We start from the raw sequence: 18,110 nt of genomic DNA, 5'->3' as shown, positions 1-18,110 counted from the left end.
ATGGCCTGGCCGGCCACATTCCTCGGCGCGGCGGCCGGGCTAGCTCTGGCGAGCATTCCGGGCGCGCTGCTAGGCGGTTTGCTGGGGCATGTGCTCGACCGGCGTCTGGGGCTGGACTCCTGGGCGAGCCTGAAGGCCCGGCTGCAAGGTGAGCCGCCGATCCTGGAGCAGGATCTGCTCTTCGTTCTGCTCGGGCGCCTGGCCAAGAGTGAGGGGCGGGTCATGGAGCTGCATATCCAGCAGGCCCGCGCCGAGATGCGCCGACTTGGGCTGGATGAGGCGGGTACACGTCGTGCGATCGAGGCTTTTACGCGCGGTAAGCAAAGCGGGAAGGGCATCCAGGCATCGCTCAAGCGTCTGCAGGGGCGCCGCCCAGCGATCGAGCGTCTGCTGCGCAGTTGCTGGCAGATGGCTGCTGTGGATGGCCGGATTGGCCAGCGCGAGCGGGAGTTGATACTTCAGTGGGGACGCTGTCTTGGTTGCTCGACCGAGCAGGTGGAGGCCCTGGGGGCCGGTTTCGACACCCCGCAAGGCCTACCGCCGACGCCGCGTAACAGCTACAAGGACGCCTTGGCGTTGCTGGGGGTGACCGCGGATTGCGAGCCGGCGGTGATAAAGCGGGCCTACCGGCGCCTGCTCAGCCAGAATCACCCGGACAAATTGGCCGGTTCCGGCGCGACGCCCGCTCTGGTGCGGGCTGCTACCGACAAGACGCGTGAACTGCACAACGCCTACAACCTGATTCGCGAGCGCCACGGTTTCCGCTGAGGCGCGTTATCTGCCGGGTGGCGCGCCCGCTTGCAGTTGTAGGCTCAGCCACCCGCGAATGCGCCGTACCAGCTGCTCCTGCTCGGTCGCCCTGTCGCCCGGCAGGCCATTCATGGCGACCTGGATGTAAGCCGGATGTTTCTGACGTTTGCTGGCCTGGAGTCTCTCCTGCGCCGCACTGCGGTCCGCCGGCGCCTCTCGGTAATAGAAGTCGCCGGTGGCCAACTTCAGTTCAGGCAGTAGCTTATCCAGGATCGGGTCATAGCCTGCAGGCTGTTGCGCGTCTACCAGCAGCAGGTTGCGGATATCTGTCGGCTCTTCCACTGCGAGGTACTGGGCCGCCCAGTAGGCGCCAGTGCCGTGGCCAAGGAAGACGATGGTGGTGGGTTTGCTCTGGCGGGCAAAGGTGAGCGCCGCCTGGATACGGGCAGACACTCGGGTGCTATGGGCCTTGCGGATGCCTTCGGTGGATAGTGCCGGGGGAGCTGGATCCGTGTTTGGCTCTGCACTGCCGGCTTGCTCTGTCGTGGAAGGGCCATCCTCTGCCGCTTTTTCGGCGCTGACGACAGGCTCGCTGCGGTCGATTTTCGACGGTTTCTCAGGACGAGGAGGCGGCTCGTCGCCCTTTGGGTCGGGCAGGCTCAGACTCAGGGTGCTCCAGCCGGCATCCGGCAGTTTGCGCCGTAAGGGGCCGACCGCGAGGGGCCAGTCCGCGTTTTCCCCATCGCCCGGCAGCAGAATAACCAGACCCTCGGGTTCGCCGACGTTGGCAGGCCGCCATAACGCGAGGAAGGTCTCGTCGCCTGCCTGTAGCTGCTGCTGTTCGTTTTCTGGCAACTGGCGCTCCAGGCCAGCCGCTTCGACTTGGCTACGTTCCTGGAGTGGGGCGCGTGTAACCGCGGGCATTTCCTGGGAGTTATCGGCGGCGTCTTGCTTGGCGGGTGTGGCATCGGCAGCGAGGGCCGGGAGCCCGCACGTCAGGAAGGCGAAGCAGAGGGCTGCGAGAGTCGGGCGTGGTGCTCGGGGCATCTGATCATTCCTGATGGAGCAGAAGCTGGCAGCCTAATGGCTTGCCCGTTTTTTGTCAGGCCAGCCTTCGCATGGTCCTGCTTGCCTGGAGTAAGGTATATCGGCCGTTCATCACAAGTCTTCGCCCGCGGTAGCTCTCAATGACCCGTTCGTTGCTCACGCTGTTCTTCGCCCTGTGCCTGGCTTTTCCGCTTGTGGCGGCCCCGGCCTCGCCCACCCTGCAGCTGAGCGAGCCACAACGCCAATGGCTTGAGGCCCATCCGCAATTGCGCGTCGGGCTGGTCTTGCAGGCGCCCTATGCGCAGCTCGACCGTCGCTTGCAGCAACTTTCCGGGGCGAATGTCGAGCTGGTGAAGTGGCTGGGGACTGCCATGCAGGTGGAATGGATCTGGCGTACCTATGACAGCGTTGGCGAACTGGAGCAGGCGCTGCGTGCCGGGCAGATCGACCTGGCGCCAGGGTTGGTGCAAACGCCCGCTGGCTTGCGCTTGTGGTTGTATTCCGACCCCTATATGCGCGTCTCCCAGTTGCTGGTCGGCGAGCGTGAGGGGAACGCCTCGGTCGACCTGGAGCAACTCGACGCCAGCGCTCCTGTGGCGGTTCGTCAGCCCAGCCCGGTTGGCGACTATCTTCGCGCAACCTACTCGAACCTTCAGCTTTTGCCGGTGGCGGGGGAACGCCAGGCATTGCGCGCCCTGCTCGAAGGTAATGTCCGCTTTGCGGTGCTGGACGAGGCGCAGCTCAGTCGCCTGTCTCGCGAGCAGGAATTCGCCGGACTGGCCGTGGTGGGGGACATCGGCTTCCCTCAGCTGCTGCGTGTCGCCTCGCGCCGCGATTGGCCTGAGTTGGGCTCCATCCTCGATATCGCCCTGCGCAGCCTGCCGCCCAAGGACCTCGACCAGCTCCATGAGCGCTGGTTGCAAGCGAGTTACCCACGGCTGGGCGAGTCGGCGGGATTCTGGCAGAACCTCTCGATGCTCCTGGGTGTGCTGCTGGTGGCAGCGGGCGCCATCATTACCTGGCTGCGGCGCCAGCGCCGTTCCCTGGAGCGCCAGCTCCTTGAGGCCCGGCACATGATGCAGATTCGCGAGGCCGCAGAGGAGGCCTTGCGCCTCACGCAATTCTCCATCGACCACAGTACCCTCGGCGTTCTCTGGGTCAATTGGGACAGTCATGTGCGCTACGCCAACCGCGCAGCGGAGCAGATGCTCGGTCATGAGCCGGGCGCCCTGACCGATCGCCCTTTGGCCGATTTCCAGCCTGGGATGGATATGGACCGCTGGCTGAGCCTGTGGCGCCGGGCGCGCAATAGCGACGAAGGGCCACAGAGTTTCGAGACCCGTTGCCGCCGTGCCAATGGCAGTTGGCTACCGGCTGATATATCGCTGAGCTTCCTGCGATTCGGCACGTCGGAGTACCTGGTGGTTTTCCTGGCCGATGCAACCGAGCGCCGCAAGGCTCGCGAGGCACTGGAGGAAAGCGAGGCGCGCCTCAAGGGCATTGCTTCCAACGTGCCCGGGTTGGTATTCCGTCTGGAACGCCCGCAGGTTGGGGCCCAGGCGAGCTTCGCTTTCATCGGCGAGGGTAGCGAAGCCGTCGTGGGCTACAGTGCCAGTGAGTTGCTGGATACTGGCCGAGGTATCCGGGGATTGGTCCACCCGGAGGATCGGGACAGCTACTTGGCCAGTCAGTCGGCCGCATTGGAGGCTGAGCGGGACTGGCATTGGCAAGGGCGCATCCTCACCCGAGACGGGCAGGTGCGCTGGGCAGATATCAAAGCCAGCGCGCGAATCTTCGATGATGGCCGGGCAGTCTGGGATGGCGTGGTCTGGGATATCACCGAGAACAAGCAGATTGAACTCGCTCTAGCTGATTCACGGGCACAGTTGCGCCAGTTGTCGGCTCACCTTGAGAGCGTGCGGGAGGAGGAGAAGGCGCGCATCGCCCGCGAAGTCCACGACGAACTGGGTCAGGTGCTCACGGTGCTCAAGCTGGAAACCTCGATGTGCGAGCTGGCCTATGCTGACCTCGATACCGGGTTGAAGGAACGTCTGGAGAGCATGAAGCGCCTGATCGCTCAGCTATTCCAACTGGTCCGTGATGTGGCGACCGCGCTGCGTCCGCCGATTCTTGATGCTGGCATTGCCTCGGCGATCGAGTGGCAGGCCCGGCGTTTCGAGGCCCGCACCCATATTCCGTGCCTGGTCGAGGTGCCTGAGTACCTGCCGCGCCTGTCCGATGCCAAGGCGGTAGGTTTGTTCCGGGTGCTGCAGGAGGCATTGACCAATGTCATGCGGCACGCTGAAGCGCATACTGTGGCGGTCCGTTTGAGCGTTGAGGGCGGCATGCTGTGCTTGCGCATAAGTGATGATGGCCGTGGGTTCGACGCTCAGGAGGGCCAGCGCGGCGGTTCGTTCGGTCTCGTCGGTATGCGCGAACGGGTGCTGATGCTCGGTGGTAACTTGAAGATCGAGAGTCAGCCGGGTGAAGGGACGACCCTGTGCGTACATGTCGCATTGGATAAGGAGAAGGCAGCGTGATTCGAGTCCTGGTCGCAGAAGACCACACCATCGTCCGCGAAGGCATCAAGCAGCTGATCGGCCTGGCCAAGGATCTGAGCGTTGCTGGTGAGGCCTCCAATGGCGAGCAGCTCCTCGAGACCCTGCGCCATACGCCCTGCGAGGTGGTGTTGCTGGATATTTCCATGCCGGGTGTTAACGGCCTGGAGGCCATCCCCCGAATCCGCGCTTTGAACAATCCGCCTGCGGTGCTGGTGTTGTCGATGCACGACGAGGCACAGATGGCTGCGCGGGCGCTGAAGATCGGAGCCGCCGGTTACGCTACCAAGGACAGTGACCCGGCCCTTTTGCTCACGGCCATTCGCAAAGTGGCCTCCGGTGGTCGCTATATCGATCCGGACCTCGCCGACCGCATGGTCTTCGAGGTGGGGCTGACCGATGCGCGACCGGCGCATACGCTGCTGTCCGAACGTGAGTTCTCGGTGTTCGAGAGGCTGGTAAGGGGGGAGGGGGTCAACGAGATTGCCCATCAGCTGGCGGTCAGCAGCAAGACGGTCAGCACCCACAAGGCACGCCTGATGCAGAAGCTCAACCTGCACTCAGTGGCGGACCTGGTCAAATACGCAGTGGAGCACAAGCTGCTCTGAGTGGTCGCGCGGCCTGCTTCGCGCTGGTCAAGGCTTGGTATGTTCATGACCCCAGTGTCGCCCCTGCGGGGCGCTTGGCGAACGAATTCGCCCCTACAGGTTTTATGAGGTCGCGCGAGATCACGCCGCCGCGCTTGGTCTAGCTGCGGCTAACGGGATCATCACCACCCCCTGAATGTCCGATATTGGCACTCGGATTTGTAGGGCGATTCCTACAAAAGATCCTCTCCTACCCTTATAGCAATCTGTCATACCGCCCGATTTGCGTGGCTTGCCGGCTTCTCTAGGCTTTGTCCTACGGCAGACACAAAAACAAAGGTGCGGTTATGGCCGAGACTCAAGGCAGTGACATCCTCGTCAGCTTTCGCGGCGTACAGAAGAGCTACGACGGCGAGACGCTGATCGTCAAAGACCTCAACCTGGACATTCGCAAAGGCGAGTTCCTTACCCTGCTCGGGCCGTCCGGCTCCGGCAAGACCACCAGCCTGATGATGCTCGCCGGGTTTGAAACCCCAACCAACGGCGAAATCCTCCTGGCCGGTCGCTCCATCAACAACGTCCCTCCGCACAAGCGCGACATTGGCATGGTGTTTCAGAACTATGCATTGTTCCCGCACATGACGGTGGCCGAGAACCTGGCGTTCCCGCTCTCGGTGCGCGGCATGAGCAAGACCGACGCCAGCGAGCGGGTCAAGCGTGCGCTGTCCATGGTGCAACTCGACAGTTTCCGCAATCGCTACCCGGGTCAGCTCTCCGGTGGCCAGCAGCAGCGTGTGGCCCTGGCCCGCGCGCTGGTCTTCGAGCCGCAGCTGGTGCTGATGGACGAGCCGCTGGGCGCGCTCGACAAGCAGCTGCGCGAGCACATGCAAATGGAGATCAAGCACATCCATCAGCGTCTCGGTGTGACTGTGGTCTACGTGACCCACGACCAGGGCGAAGCCCTGACCATGTCCGATCGCGTGGCCGTGTTCCATCAGGGTGAGATCCAGCAGATTGCCCCTCCGCGAGAACTCTACGAACTGCCGCGCAACACCTTCGTGGCCAACTTCATCGGTGAGAACAACCGGCTCAGCGGCGAGTTGGAAAGCCACAGCGGCGAGCGATGCGTGGTGCGCCTGGCCCGCGGCGAGAAAGTCGAGGCGCTGGCGATCAACGTCGGCAAGCCCGGCGAGTCCGTTACCCTGTCCATCCGCCCCGAGCGCGTGCGCCTGAACGGCCACAGCGAAAGTTGCGTCAATCGCTTCAACGGTCGTGTGGAGGAGTTCATCTACCTGGGCGACCACGTGCGAATTCGCCTCGAGGTCTGCGGCAAGCCCGATTTCTTCGTCAAGCAACCTATTGCTGAGCTCGACCCCGCACTAGCGGTAGGCGATGTGGTGCCGCTCGGCTGGCAAGTGGAGCACGTTCGCGCGCTGGATCCGTTGACGACGGAATGAGCGGCGGCGCCAAGCATTAGGCACTGTACGAAAAGTGCCTGCGCTCGGTGAGGCGTCGTTAAAAAACGGTTCGGAATGCTCATTTACAGCTCGTAAATTCCGCATCCTCACCGATTTTTGCCTAGCCTGACCTTCGCTCGACGACTTTTCGTACAGACCTAGCAACCCTGCACTGTGGAGAAAATAACAATGTCGAAATCCCTGAAACTCACCGCCATGGCCCTGGGCCTGGCCTGCGCCGTACCAGCGTTGGCAGCCGACCTGACCGTGGTGTCCTTCGGCGGCGCCAACAAGATCGCCCAGACCAAGGCGTTCTACGCTCCCTTCGAAAAGACTACCGGAAACAAGATCATCGCCGGCGAATACAACGGCGAGATGGCCAAGGTGAAGGCCATGGTCGATACCAACAGCGTGTCCTGGAACCTGGTCGAAGTGGAGTCGCCTGAGCTCTCCCGTGGCTGTGATGAAGGCATGTTCGAGGAGCTCGATCCGGCCCTCTTCGGCAATGCCGAGGATTACATCCCAGGTGCCATCCAGCCGTGCGGTGTTGGCTTCTTCGTGTGGTCTACGGTGCTGGCGTACAACGCTGACAAGCTGAAGAGCGCACCGACCAGTTGGGCGGATTTCTGGGACGTGAATAAATTCCCGGGCAAGCGCGGCCTGCGCAAGGGTGCCAAGTACACCCTCGAGTTCGCCCTGATGGCCGATGGTGTGGCACCGAAGGATGTCTACAGCGTACTGGCTACCCAAGAGGGTCAGGACCGTGCCTTCAAGAAACTCGACCAGATCAAACCGAGCATCCAGTGGTGGGAAGCCGGCGCCCAGCCGCCGCAGTTCCTGGCTTCCGGTGACGTGGTCATGAGCTCTGCCTACAACGGCCGTATCGCCGCCGTGCAGAAAGAGAGCAATCTGAAAGTGGTGTGGAACGGCGGCATCTACGACTTCGACGCCTGGGCCATCCCGAAGGGTGCCAAGGACAAAGAGGCCGCGCTGCAGTTCATCGCCTTCTCGGTCAAGCCTGAGCAACAGAAGGGTTTCTCTGAAAACATCGCCTACGGTCCGGCGAACAAGCAGGCCGTTCCGCTGCTGGACAAGGCAGTACTGAAGGACATGCCGACCACACCTGAAAACATCGCGAACCAGGTCGCCATGGATGTCACCTTCTGGGCTGACTACGGCGAGCAGCTGGAGCAGCGCTTCAACTCCTGGGCGGCCAAGTAAGGCCGCCGCCCCGCCCCTCTCCTACTGGGAGAGGGGCTGAGGGCGAGGGATGTTCCTCGCCCAGCCCCTCGGGGCCGCAAGTCCAATCCAGCCGAGAGACGGCACGTTTCAACGGAGTTCGCCATGGCCACTGCAGTGCCCCTGACCCAGGTCACCGGCCCCACCCTCAAGCAGCGCCTCGCCCGCGCCGAGCGGATGAACCGCCTGAAGTCCCAGGCATTGATCCTGCCGCTGCTGATTTTTCTCCTGCTGACCTTCCTCGTGCCCATCGGTGCGCTGCTCTACAAGAGTGTGAATAACCCTGAGGTCGTGGGAACCATGCCGCGTACTGTCGAGGCGATCAGTGCGTGGGACGGCAAGGCGCTACCGGCTGAGCCGGTCTACAAGGCACTGGCCGAGGACCTCGCCGAAGCCCGCAAGAACCAGGCTGTCGGCGACCTGTCCAAGCGTCTGAACATGGAACTGGCCGGTTACCGGAGCCTGATGGCCAAGACCGCCCGTGCCCTGCCGTTCAAGACTGAGCCGGCTTCATATAAAGAAGCGCTCGAAGCCCTGGACGAGCGCTGGGGCGACCCGGCGTATTGGCAGGCCATCCGCCGCAACAGCAGCAATCTGACCCCTTATTACCTGTTGGCTTCTCTCGACCACCGCATCGATGATCTGGGCGAGCTGGCTCCGGCCACCCCGGACCAGGCCATCTACCTCGACATCTTCGCCCGTACCTTCTGGATGGGGGCAGTGATCACCGTGATCTGCCTGCTGCTGGCCTACCCGCTGGCCTACCTGCTGGCCAACTTGCCGACGCGCCAGAGCAACCTGCTGATGATCCTGGTGCTGCTGCCATTCTGGACGTCCATCCTGGTCCGCGTGGCGGCCTGGATCGTCCTGCTGCAATCTGGTGGCCTGATCAACGGCGCGCTGCTGAAGCTGGGCTTGATCGACCAGCCGCTGCAGTTGGTGTTCAACCGCACCGGCGTCTACATCTCCATGGTGCACATCATGCTGCCGTTCATGATCCTGCCTATCTATAGCGTGATGAAGGGTATCTCGCCGACTTACATGCGCGCGGCGATCTCCCTCGGCTGTCATCCGTTCTCCAGCTTCTGGAAGGTCTACTTCCCGCAGACTGTGGCCGGGGTCGGCGCCGGATGCCTGCTGGTGTTCATCCTGTCGATCGGCTACTACATCACCCCGGCACTGCTGGGCAGCCCGAACGACCAGATGGTCAGCTACTTCGTTGCCTTCTTCACCAACACCACCATCAACTGGGGCATGGCCACGGCCCTGGGCGGGATGCTGCTGTTCGCCACCCTGATCCTCTACGTGGTGTACAGCTGGCTGGTGGGCGCAGGTCGCCTGCGACTGGGATAAGCGCCTCCGCGAGAGGCCAACTGATCCTCCTCCCCGCCTGTGGGTGAGGGTGGCCCGCAGGGCCAGGGGAGGGGATCCGCAAGAAATTCATTGGAGAGCGAGTCATGTTGAGTCCTTACATGTCCCCGGTCGAACGCCTGTGGTACTTCACCCTGCGCGGCCTGTGCGGCCTGGTGCTGTTGTTCCTGATCCTGCCGGTACTGGTGATAATTCCGCTGTCGTTCAACTCCGGCACTTTCCTCGTCTACCCGCTGCAGGGCTTTTCGCTGCGCTGGTATGCGGACTTCTTCCAGTCCGCCGAGTGGATGCGCTCGCTGACCAACAGCATGATTGTGGCCCCGGCCGCTACCCTGCTGGCCATGGTGTTCGGTACCCTGGCGGCCATCGGCCTGACCCGTGGCGAGTTCCGCGGCAAGGCGCTGGTAATGAGCATCCTGATCTCCCCCATGGTCGTGCCTGTGGTGATCATCGGTGTGGCCAGCTACCTGTTCTTCGCCCCGCTGGGCCTGGGCAACAGTTACCTGTCGCTGATCCTGGTCCATGCGGTGCTCGGTGTGCCCTTCGTGATCATCACAGTGTCGGCGACCCTGCAAGGCTTCAACCAGAACCTGGTGCGTGCGGCTGCCAGCCTTGGCGCTCCGCCTCTGACCACGTTCTTTCGGGTGACCCTGCCGCTGATCGCGCCAGGGGTTATTTCCGGTGCGCTGTTCGCCTTTGCCACGTCCTTCGACGAAGTGGTGGTGACCCTGTTCCTCGCAGGGCCGGAGCAGGCCACCCTGCCACGGCAGATGTTCAGCGGTATCCGCGAGAACCTCAGCCCGACCATCGCCGCGGCAGCGACCCTGCTGATCGGCTTCTCAATCGTCTTGCTGCTGACGCTGGAGTGGCTGCGTGGACGCGGCGAGCGCCTGCGTACCTCGATGCCTGAATGACCCGCATCACGTGTTGAATCAAAGGGGGCCAGTGGCCCCCTTTGATGTTTCTGGTTGCCTCGCAGACGTATGAACGAGCCTTGCGGGCGCTCTCGGGCTACAATCCGCGCCATCGTGAATCTGCCCCGAGGTCACCCATGCAGCCCTTCGCCATCGCCCCGTCGATCCTCTCCGCCGATTTCGCTCGCCTGGGAGAGGAGGTGGACAACGTCCTTGCCGCCGGCGCCGACATCGTTCACTTCGATGTGATGGACAACCATTACGTGCCCAACCTCACCATCGGCCCGATGGTCTGCGCGGCTCTGCGCAAGTACGGCATCACCGCGCCGATCGACGCGCACCTGATGGTCAAGCCGGTGGATCGCATCATTGGCGACTTCATCGAGGCAGGCGCTACCTACATCACTTTCCATCCGGAAGCCTCGGAGCACATTGATCGCTCCCTGCAGTTGATCCGTGATGGCGGTGCCAAGGCTGGCCTGGTGTTCAACCCGGCGACGCCGCTAGATGTGCTCAAGTACGTGATGGACAAGGTCGACATGATCCTCCTGATGAGCGTCAACCCGGGCTTTGGCGGGCAGAAGTTCATTCCCGCCACCCTCGACAAGCTGCGTGAGGCTCGCGCGCTGATCGAGGCTTCCGGCCGCGAGATTCGTCTGGAGATCGACGGTGGGGTCAACGTTCACAACATCCGTGAAATCGCGGCTGCCGGTGCCGACACCTTCGTTGCCGGTTCGGCCATCTTCAACGCGCCACACTACGTCGAAGTCATCGCGGCCATGCGTGCCGAACTGGCCAAGGTCTGATATGAGCACGTTGCAGCGGCTTTTCGAGGGGCGCCTTCCGCGCCTGGTGATGTTCGACCTGGACGGCACCCTGGTGGATTCGGTCCCCGATCTGGCCGCTGCGATAGACCGCATGCTGGTGGCCCTCGGGCGTCCGGCAGCAGGCGTCGAGCAGGTCCGCGAGTGGGTCGGCAACGGCGCCCGCGTGCTGGTGCGCCGTGCCCTTGCCGGTGGCCTGGACCACTCCGCCGTGCATGACACCGATGCCGAGCGCGGCCTCGAACTCTTCATGGAGGCCTATGGCGAAAGCCATGCGCTCACCCGCGTCTACCCAGGGGTCGCGGAGACCCTCAAGTGGCTGAAGAAACGGGGCGTCGAACTTGCCCTGATCACCAACAAGCCGGAGCGTTTTGTCGCGCCGCTGCTGGATGAGATGAAGCTGGGGCGGTACTTCCCGCTGATCATCGCCGGCGATACCTTGCCGCAGCAGAAACCGGACCCTTCGGCCCTGCTGCATGTGATGCACATGACCGGCGTCAGCCGTGGCGAAGCTCTGTTCATCGGCGATTCGCGCAATGACGTGCTGGCCGCCAAGGCTGCCGGTGTGAAATGCGTGGCGTTGAGCTACGGCTACAACCACGGCCGGCCCATCAGCGAAGAGGAGCCGGCCTTGGTGGTGGGCGATCTTCGCGAGCTGCTGCCGGGCGGTTGCGCGGCACACGGCGCTGCGCTAATGTCGCCCGACTCCTCTGAATATCCGCCTCAAAGAGATCGAAACGTGGTGGCTCCCTGCAAGCGTTGGCTCGAAAGAGCTGGAATGATCATCATCAAGGCTGTGGCCCGTTGGCGCTGGCGCGCCTGAATTCATTCTGGCCGGTTCCTCCGGCGCGTTCGCACACCGACGTTTTACCTCCAGGAGCTCGATAGCTCCCTGTCACGAGGCTGATCATGACCCGCGAAGATTTCCTGCGTTTGGCCGCCGAAGGCTATAACCGCATTCCGCTTGCGTTCGAAACCCTGGCGGATTTCGATACGCCGCTTTCCCTCTACCTGAAGCTCGCCGACACGCCGTACTCCTATCTGCTGGAGTCGGTGCAGGGCGGTGAGAAATGGGGCCGTTACTCCATCATTGGTCTGGCGGCCCGCACGGTGTTGCGAGCCCATGGCCACCAGGTGACCGTTGCGGTCGACGGTGTCGATGTCGAACAGCGTGACTGCGAAGACCCGTTGGCCTTCGTCGAAGCTTTCAAGGAGCGCTACAACGTAGCGCCCATCGCCGGCCTGCCGCGCTTCAATGGCGGCTTGGTGGGTTATTTCGGCTACGACTGCGTGCGCTATGTCGAGAAGCGCCTGGCCAACTGCCAGAATCCCGACCCGTTGGGCACCCCGGACATTCTGCTGATGGTCTCCGACGCGGTGGTGGTGTTCGACAACCTCGCCGGCAAGCTGCACGCGATCGTCCTGGCCGATCCCGGTCAGGACGACGCTTATGAGCGGGGCCAGGCCCGCCTCGCCGAGCTGCGCCGACAGTTGCGCCAGCCCGTGGTACCGCGTCTGGGCGTGGACCCTGGCCAGCCGCAGGGTGGCGAGCCGGACTTTCGCTCCAGCTTCACCCGTGAGGACTACGAGCGCGCGGTGGGCAGCATCAAGGAATACATACTGGCAGGCGACTGCATGCAGGTGGTGATTTCCCAACGCATGTCCATCCCGTTCCAGGCTGCGCCGATCGATCTGTACCGCGCGCTACGCTGCTTCAATCCGACGCCTTACATGTACTTCTTCAACTTCGGCGACTTCCACGTGGTGGGTAGCTCGCCGGAAGTCCTGGTCCGGGTCGAGGACGGCCTGGTCACTGTTCGCCCGATCGCCGGCACCCGCCCGCGCGGTGCCAACGAGGAGGCGGACCAGGCGCTGGAGCAGGACCTGCTCTCCGACGCCAAGGAGCTGGCCGAGCACCTGATGCTGATCGACCTGGGCCGCAACGACGTGGGCCGCGTTTCCAGCACCGGCTCGGTGAAGGTTACTGAGAAGATGGTGATCGAGCGTTACTCCAACGTGATGCACATCGTGTCCAACGTGACTGGCCAGCTCAAGGAAGGCGTCTCTGCCATGGATGCGCTGCGCGCGATCCTGCCGGCGGGCACCCTCTCCGGGGCACCGAAGATCCGTGCAATGGAAATCATCGACGAGCTGGAGCCGGTCAAGCGTGGCGTTTACGGCGGCGCTGTGGGCTATCTGGCCTGGAACGGCAATATGGACACCGCCATCGCGATCCGTACGGCGGTCATCAAGGACGGGGAACTGCACGTGCAGGCCGGCGCAGGCATCGTTGCCGATTCAGTGCCGGCCCTGGAATGGGAGGAGACGCTGAACAAGCGCCGCGCCATGTTCCGTGCCGTGGCACTCGCCGAACAGACTGCCACGCCCGACGCCTGAGGATTTCGCCATGCTGCTGATGATCGATAACTATGACTCCTTTACCTACAACGTGGTGCAGTACCTGGGCGAGTTGGGCGCTGACGTCAAAGTGATCCGCAATGACGAGCTGAGCGTTGCCGAGATCGAGGCCCTGAAGCCCGAGCGCATCGTCGTTTCCCCTGGCCCTTGCACCCCCACCGAGGCAGGTGTGTCGCTGGAGGTGATCACCCATTTCGCCGGCAAACTGCCGATCCTTGGTGTCTGCCTGGGGCACCAGAGCATCGGCCAAGCGTTCGGCGGTGACGTGGTGCGTGCCCGCCAAGTGATGCACGGCAAGACCAGCCCGGTCTTCCATGAAGACAAGGGTGTATTCGCCGGCCTGAACAATCCGCTGACGGTGACCCGCTATCATTCCCTGGTGGTGAAGCGCGAAACCCTGCCGGATTGCCTGGAGATCACCGCCTGGACCCAGCACGAAGACGGCTCGGTGGACGAGATCATGGGCCTGCGGCACAAGACCCTGAATATCGAGGGGGTGCAGTTCCATCCGGAATCCATCCTCACCGAGCAGGGCCATGAACTACTGGCTAACTTCCTGAAGCAGACTGGCGGGGTGCGTTGAGATGGATATCAAGGAAGCCCTCAATCGGGTGGTCAACCAACTCGACCTGACCACCGACGAGATGCAGGACGTCATGCGCCTGATCATGACCGGACAGTGCACTGACGCACAGATCGGTGCATTCCTCATGGGCATGCGGATGAAGAGCGAGACCATCGACGAAATCGTCGGGGCCGTCTCGGTGATGCGTGAACTCGCCAGCACGGTCGAGCTCAGCACCCTCGACCATGTGGTCGATGTGGTGGGCACCGGCGGCGATGGCGCGAATATCTTCAACGTTTCCTCGGCCGCCACCTTCGTGGTCGCCGCGGCTGGCGGCAAGGTTGCCAAGCATGGCAACCGCGCGGTTTCCGGCAAGACCGGCAGTGCCGACGTGCTGGAAGCAGCGGGCATCTACCTGGACCTCAAGCCCGAGCAGGTGGCGCGTTGCATCGAAAGCATCGGAGTGGGCTTCATGTTCGCCCAGGTCCATCACAAGGCCATGAAGTATGCTGCTGCACCGCGCCGTGAGCTGGGGTTGCGAACCTTGTTCAACATGCTTGGTCCGCTGACCAATCCGGCCGGGGTGCGGCATCAGGTGGTCGGCGTGTTCAGTAAGGCGCTGTGCCGTCCGTTGGCCGAGGTGCTCAAGCGCCTAGGTAGCGAGCACATCCTGGTGGTGCATTCGCGTGACGGGCTGGACGAGTTCAGCCTCGCTGCACCGACCCATGTTGCCGAGCTGAAGGACGGCGAAGTGACCGAGTACGAAGTGCAGCCCGAGGACTTCGGCATCCGCAGCCAGAGCCTGATCGGCCTCACGGTGGACAGTCCTCAGGAATCGCTGGAGCTGATCCACGACGCCCTGGGCAAGCGTAAGACTGAGAGCGGCCAGAAAGCCGCTGAAATGATTGTGCTGAATGCAGGTGCAGCCCTCTACGCTGCGGACCTCGCGTCCAGCCTGAAGGAGGGCGTGCGGCTGGCTCAGGATGCCCTGCATACCGGGCTCGCCCGCGAAAAGCTGGACGAGCTCGCGTCTTTTACCGCGGTGTTCCGAGTGGAGAATGAAGCGTGAGCATCCCAACCGTTCTTGAAAAGATCCTGGCGCGCAAGGCTGAGGAAGTGGTCGAGCGCAGTGCCCGTGTAACCCTGGCTGAGCTTGAAGCTCACGCCCGTTCGGCCAATGCTCCTCGTGGTTTCGCCAGGGCGCTGCAGGAGCGTGTGGCGCAGCGGGAGCCGGCGGTGATTGCCGAGATCAAGAAGGCGTCGCCGAGCAAGGGCATCATTCGCGAGAACTTCCTCCCCGCACAGATTGCCAAGAGCTATGAGAACGGTGGCGCGACCTGCCTGTCCGTGCTGACCGATATCGATTTCTTCCAGGGTTGCGATGCCTACCTGCAGGAAGCCCGTGCCGCCTGCTCGCTGCCGGTGATCCGCAAGGACTTCCTCATCGATCCTTATCAGGTGGTCGAAGCTCGTGCCCTGGGGGCGGACTGCGTGCTGCTGATCGTCGCCGCGCTGGACGATGTGCGAATGAAGGAACTGGCGGACACGGCCAAGGACGTTGGCCTCGACGTATTGGTCGAAGTCCATGACGGGGATGAGCTGGAGCGCGCGCTGAAGACCCTCGACACGCCACTGGTGGGTATCAACAACCGTAACCTCCACACCTTCGAGGTGAGCCTGGATACCACGCTGGACCTGCTGCCACGTATTCCGCGGGATCGAGTGGTGATCACCGAGAGCGGTATCCTCAATAGAGCGGATGTCGAGCTCATGGAGGTCAGTGAGGTGTATGCCTTTCTCGTGGGTGAAGCCTTCATGCGGGCGGAGGAACCAGGCGCAGAGTTGCGTCGCCTGTTCTTCCCGGAGCTCAGTCGCGTCGCACTGGGCGCTGACCCGGACTGATTCGCGGATCGATGAAAAAGCCGGCTGATGCCGGCTTTTTTCATGCTTGCGGGTGGAGTTCAGCGGGTGCCAAATACCACCATCGTCTTGCCTTTGACGTGCACCAGACCCTGTTCTTCCAGGCTCTTCAGGACTCGACCGACCATCTCTCGCGAACAGCCGACAATGCGGCCGATTTCCTGGCGGGTGATCTTGATCTGCATGCCATCCGGGTGGGTCATGGCGTCGGGTTGTTTGCACAGATCGAGCAGCGTGCGGGCGACGCGCCCGGTCACGTCGAGGAATGCCAGATCACCGACCTTGCGGGTGGTGTTGCGCAGGCGGTCAGCCATCTGGCTGCCCAGCGCGTAGAGGATCTCCGGATCCTGCTGGGTGAGTTCGCGGAATTTCGCGTAGCTCAGTTCTGCTACTTCGCATTCCGTCTTGGCACGAACCCAGGCGCTGCGCTCCTTTTCATTGCCTTCCTTGTCGAACAGCCCCATCTCGCCGAAGAAGTCGCCGGCGTTGAGGTAGGCGATGATCATTTCCCGACCGTCGTCATCTTCGATCAGGATGGTGACGGAGCCTTTGATGATGAAGAAGAGGGTTTCGCAGCGATCGCCTGCGTAGATGATGGTGCTCTTTGCCGTGTAGCGGCGGCGGTGACAATGCGCGAGGATCTTGTCCAGGCTTTTTATTTTAGGTGTAAGGGTAATTGCGACCATGCCCGAGTCCCGAAAAGAGAAGGTAAGCCTTTGTCCAACAGTCAATTTCTAGTAATTGTTGTGCCAAGTGTGCCAGTAATCCGGCGCCAGCTTAACAGACACTTCTATACCGACGATCGGAAATTGCGACACAGCTAACACCTGCCCGGGAAGTAATGTTGGTGTGTTGTCCATCGGGCCCCTTGGGGCCCTGTGCTAAGCTACGACACCTTTTTTTTCGAGTAGGGTCCTTGGCGATGAAAGCACGCATCCAATGGGCGGGCGAAGCCCTGTTTCTTGGTGAGTCCGGCAGTGGGCATGCCGTGGTGATGGACGGCCCACCTGAGAGTGGCGGTCGCAACCTCGGGGTGCGTCCGATGGAGATGCTGCTGATCGGCCTCGGCGGCTGCACCAACTTTGACGTGGTGAGCATCCTGAAAAAGTCCCGCCAGCCGATTGAAAGCTGCGAGGCATTTCTCGAAGCCGAGCGCGCCAGCGAAGACCCCAAGGTCTTCACCAAGATCCATGTGCATTTCGTGGTTAAAGGGCGCGGCCTCAAAGAGGCGCAAGTCAAACGCGCGGTGGAGTTGTCGGCGGAGAAGTACTGCTCGGCATCCATCATGCTTGGGCGGGCCGGCGTTGAAATCACCCATGACTACGAGATTGTCGAGCTCGGCGCCTGAGATCGGACGCCCGGCCGGGTGATGAAGACATCCGGCCATCATATTTGCACGCCAAACTCTGGCAGACGGCGCCTCTCGTCTGCATAATTCGCCCCCTCCAGTTTTCCGGGGCTCAGGCTCCGACCATACGACCACAATCGCCAACGCGAAGAGGTGTAAACCGTCCTACGCAGATGTGTCGTGCGCATCTGACGGGCATGCTCAATCACGCGGTAGAGCCGCATGCACAAGAGAGTTTCCAACGGTGAACAGCAAACTCAAGCTCCACGGGTTCAATAACCTGACAAAGACCTTGAGCTTCAACATCTATGACATCTGCTACGCTGAGACCCCCGAGGACCAGCAGGCCTACGTCCAGTACATCGATGAAGAGTACGATGCCGAGCGCCTGACCCAGATCCTCACCGACGTGGTGGACATCATTGGTGCGAACATCCTGAACATCGCCCGTCAGGACTATGACCCTCAAGGCGCAAGTGTGACCATCCTCATTTCCGAGCAGCCGGTGACCCCCACCGACAGCCAGATCGAGGAGTCGCCGGGCCCATTGCCGGAAACCATCCTGGCGCACCTGGACAAGAGCCACATCACCGTACACACCTATCCGGAGATTCATCCGGTGGATGGGATCGCTACCTTCCGTGTGGACATCGACGTTTCCACCTGCGGGGTGATCTCCCCGTTGAAGGCGCTCAACTACCTGATCCACCAGTTCGATTCGGACATCGTGACTGTGGATTATCGTGTGCGTGGTTTCACCCGCGACGTGGAAGGCAAGAAGCACTTCATCGACCACGAGATCAACTCCATCCAGAACTACCTCTCCGACGACACTCAGGACGCCTATCAGATGACAGACGTCAACGTGTACCAGGAGAACCTGTTCCACACGAAGATGCTGCTCAAGGATTTCGAGCTGGACAACTACCTGTTCGGCGACGCGACCTCCAACCTGACGGGCGAGCAGCGCAAGCAGGTGGAAGAGCGCCTGCGTCACGAAATGCTGGAAATCTTCTACGCCCGCAACATGCCGCGCTGATAGTTAGCGGCACGTTTCGGATGAAAACAACAAAGGGCGCCGTGGCGCCCTTTGTTGTTTTCGCAGTCTCCTG

17 protein-coding genes are annotated in these 18,110 nt (G+C 62.2%); 15 read left to right on the top strand and 2 right to left on the bottom strand.

Annotation, left to right across the window (positions count from 1 at the left end; all coding sequences use genetic code 11):
- Positions 1-768, top strand: a complete 768-nt coding sequence (locus J7302_RS23840; protein ID WP_215380609.1) for a TerB family tellurite resistance protein — start codon at positions 1-3, stop codon at positions 766-768.
- A gap of 6 nt (positions 769-774) precedes the next feature.
- Here J7302_RS23840 and J7302_RS23835 read toward each other — a convergent pair whose 3' ends face one another.
- The gene (locus tag J7302_RS23835) at positions 775-1,797 is read right to left on the bottom strand and encodes an alpha/beta hydrolase family protein (protein WP_215380605.1); all 1,023 of its coding nucleotides are present in this window, start codon (positions 1,795-1,797) and stop codon (positions 775-777) included.
- A 140-nt stretch (positions 1,798-1,937) separates the two neighbouring features.
- Between J7302_RS23835 and J7302_RS23830 the strand changes: the two genes are divergently transcribed.
- From J7302_RS23830 to trpC, 12 genes are all read left to right on the top strand, one after another.
- Positions 1,938-4,337, top strand: a complete 2,400-nt coding sequence (locus J7302_RS23830) for a PAS domain-containing sensor histidine kinase (RefSeq protein ID WP_215380603.1) — start codon at positions 1,938-1,940, stop codon at positions 4,335-4,337.
- Entirely contained in the window at positions 4,334-4,963 is a 630-nt protein-coding gene (locus J7302_RS23825) for a response regulator (protein WP_215380600.1), read from the top strand. The genes J7302_RS23830 and J7302_RS23825 overlap by 4 nt, the downstream gene beginning before the upstream one ends.
- A 326-nt stretch (positions 4,964-5,289) precedes the next feature.
- Entirely contained in the window at positions 5,290-6,399 is a 1,110-nt protein-coding gene (locus J7302_RS23820; protein WP_215380598.1) for an ABC transporter ATP-binding protein, read from the top strand.
- 189 nt (positions 6,400-6,588) lie between these two features.
- A complete protein-coding gene (locus J7302_RS23815; protein WP_215380596.1) occupies positions 6,589-7,620 on the top strand; it encodes an ABC transporter substrate-binding protein in 1,032 nt (343 codons plus the stop codon).
- Between the two features lie 123 nt (positions 7,621-7,743).
- Entirely contained in the window at positions 7,744-8,991 is a 1,248-nt protein-coding gene (locus tag J7302_RS23810; protein ID WP_215380594.1) for an ABC transporter permease, read from the top strand.
- 104 nt (positions 8,992-9,095) lie between these two features.
- Positions 9,096-9,923, top strand: coding sequence for an ABC transporter permease (locus J7302_RS23805; protein WP_215380592.1), 828 nt, complete (start codon positions 9,096-9,098; stop codon positions 9,921-9,923).
- A 137-nt stretch (positions 9,924-10,060) separates the two neighbouring features.
- Complete coding sequence (rpe, locus tag J7302_RS23800; protein ID WP_215380589.1) at positions 10,061-10,729, top strand: ribulose-phosphate 3-epimerase; 669 nt, start codon at positions 10,061-10,063, stop codon at positions 10,727-10,729.
- A 1-nt stretch (position 10,730) separates the two neighbouring features.
- Positions 10,731-11,570: a phosphoglycolate phosphatase gene (locus tag J7302_RS23795; RefSeq protein WP_215380586.1), complete on the top strand. Its 840-nt coding sequence runs from the start codon at positions 10,731-10,733 to the stop codon at positions 11,568-11,570.
- A gap of 86 nt (positions 11,571-11,656) precedes the next feature.
- The gene (trpE, locus tag J7302_RS23790) at positions 11,657-13,144 is read left to right on the top strand and encodes an anthranilate synthase component I (protein ID WP_215380583.1); all 1,488 of its coding nucleotides are present in this window, start codon (positions 11,657-11,659) and stop codon (positions 13,142-13,144) included.
- Between the two features lie 10 nt (positions 13,145-13,154).
- Complete coding sequence (locus tag J7302_RS23785; RefSeq protein ID WP_215380580.1) at positions 13,155-13,748, top strand: aminodeoxychorismate/anthranilate synthase component II; 594 nt, start codon at positions 13,155-13,157, stop codon at positions 13,746-13,748.
- A 1-nt stretch (position 13,749) separates the two neighbouring features.
- On the top strand, positions 13,750-14,799 hold the full coding sequence (trpD, locus tag J7302_RS23780; protein ID WP_215380577.1) for an anthranilate phosphoribosyltransferase: 1,050 nt from the start codon (positions 13,750-13,752) through the stop codon (positions 14,797-14,799).
- On the top strand, positions 14,796-15,632 hold the full coding sequence (gene trpC / locus J7302_RS23775; protein ID WP_215380573.1) for an indole-3-glycerol phosphate synthase TrpC: 837 nt from the start codon (positions 14,796-14,798) through the stop codon (positions 15,630-15,632). The genes trpD and trpC overlap by 4 nt, the downstream gene beginning before the upstream one ends.
- Positions 15,633-15,691: 59 nt before the next feature.
- Here the strand turns inward: trpC and crp are convergent, their stop codons facing one another.
- Positions 15,692-16,336 (bottom strand): cAMP-activated global transcriptional regulator CRP, encoded by a 645-nt coding sequence (crp, locus tag J7302_RS23770; RefSeq protein ID WP_215380570.1) that lies wholly within the window; start codon positions 16,334-16,336, stop codon positions 15,692-15,694.
- A gap of 236 nt (positions 16,337-16,572) precedes the next feature.
- Here crp and J7302_RS23765 point away from each other — a divergent pair, with 236 nt between their 5' ends.
- Together J7302_RS23765 and speD are read left to right on the top strand one after the other, a co-directional pair.
- Positions 16,573-16,998: an OsmC family protein gene (locus J7302_RS23765; RefSeq protein WP_215380567.1), complete on the top strand. Its 426-nt coding sequence runs from the start codon at positions 16,573-16,575 to the stop codon at positions 16,996-16,998.
- Positions 16,999-17,242: 244 nt separating this feature from the next.
- The gene (gene speD / locus J7302_RS23760) at positions 17,243-18,037 is read left to right on the top strand and encodes an adenosylmethionine decarboxylase (RefSeq protein ID WP_215380565.1); all 795 of its coding nucleotides are present in this window, start codon (positions 17,243-17,245) and stop codon (positions 18,035-18,037) included.
- The last annotated feature ends 73 nt before the right edge of the window (positions 18,038-18,110 follow it).

This window comes from Metapseudomonas boanensis, assembly GCF_018704125.1.
Classification (GTDB): Bacteria; Pseudomonadota; Gammaproteobacteria; order Pseudomonadales; family Pseudomonadaceae; genus Metapseudomonas; species Metapseudomonas boanensis.
This window is presented reverse-complemented; position numbering and strand designations above follow the sequence as displayed.

Bases quoted from the DNA above. Each gene is read 5' to 3' on its own strand.
- J7302_RS23785 (WP_215380580.1), top strand. From the start codon at position 13,155: ATGCTGCTGATGATCGATAACTATGACTCCTTTACCTACAACGTGGTG.
- trpE (WP_215380583.1), top strand. From the start codon at position 11,657: ATGACCCGCGAAGATTTCCTGCGTTTGGCCGCCGAAGGCTATAACCGC.
- trpD (WP_215380577.1), top strand. From the start codon at position 13,750: ATGGATATCAAGGAAGCCCTCAATCGGGTGGTCAACCAACTCGACCTG.
- J7302_RS23805 (WP_215380592.1), top strand. From the start codon at position 9,096: ATGTTGAGTCCTTACATGTCCCCGGTCGAACGCCTGTGGTACTTCACC.
- J7302_RS23820 (WP_215380598.1), top strand. From the start codon at position 5,290: ATGGCCGAGACTCAAGGCAGTGACATCCTCGTCAGCTTTCGCGGCGTA.
- J7302_RS23810 (WP_215380594.1), top strand. From the start codon at position 7,744: ATGGCCACTGCAGTGCCCCTGACCCAGGTCACCGGCCCCACCCTCAAG.
- J7302_RS23830 (WP_215380603.1), top strand. From the start codon at position 1,938: ATGACCCGTTCGTTGCTCACGCTGTTCTTCGCCCTGTGCCTGGCTTTT.
- J7302_RS23765 (WP_215380567.1), top strand. From the start codon at position 16,573: ATGAAAGCACGCATCCAATGGGCGGGCGAAGCCCTGTTTCTTGGTGAG.
- J7302_RS23840 (WP_215380609.1), top strand. From the start codon at position 1: ATGGCCTGGCCGGCCACATTCCTCGGCGCGGCGGCCGGGCTAGCTCTG.
- crp (WP_215380570.1), bottom strand. From the start codon at position 16,336: ATGGTCGCAATTACCCTTACACCTAAAATAAAAAGCCTGGACAAGATC.
- rpe (WP_215380589.1), top strand. From the start codon at position 10,061: ATGCAGCCCTTCGCCATCGCCCCGTCGATCCTCTCCGCCGATTTCGCT.
- J7302_RS23835 (WP_215380605.1), bottom strand. From the start codon at position 1,797: ATGCCCCGAGCACCACGCCCGACTCTCGCAGCCCTCTGCTTCGCCTTC.
- J7302_RS23815 (WP_215380596.1), top strand. From the start codon at position 6,589: ATGTCGAAATCCCTGAAACTCACCGCCATGGCCCTGGGCCTGGCCTGC.
- J7302_RS23795 (WP_215380586.1), top strand. From the start codon at position 10,731: ATGAGCACGTTGCAGCGGCTTTTCGAGGGGCGCCTTCCGCGCCTGGTG.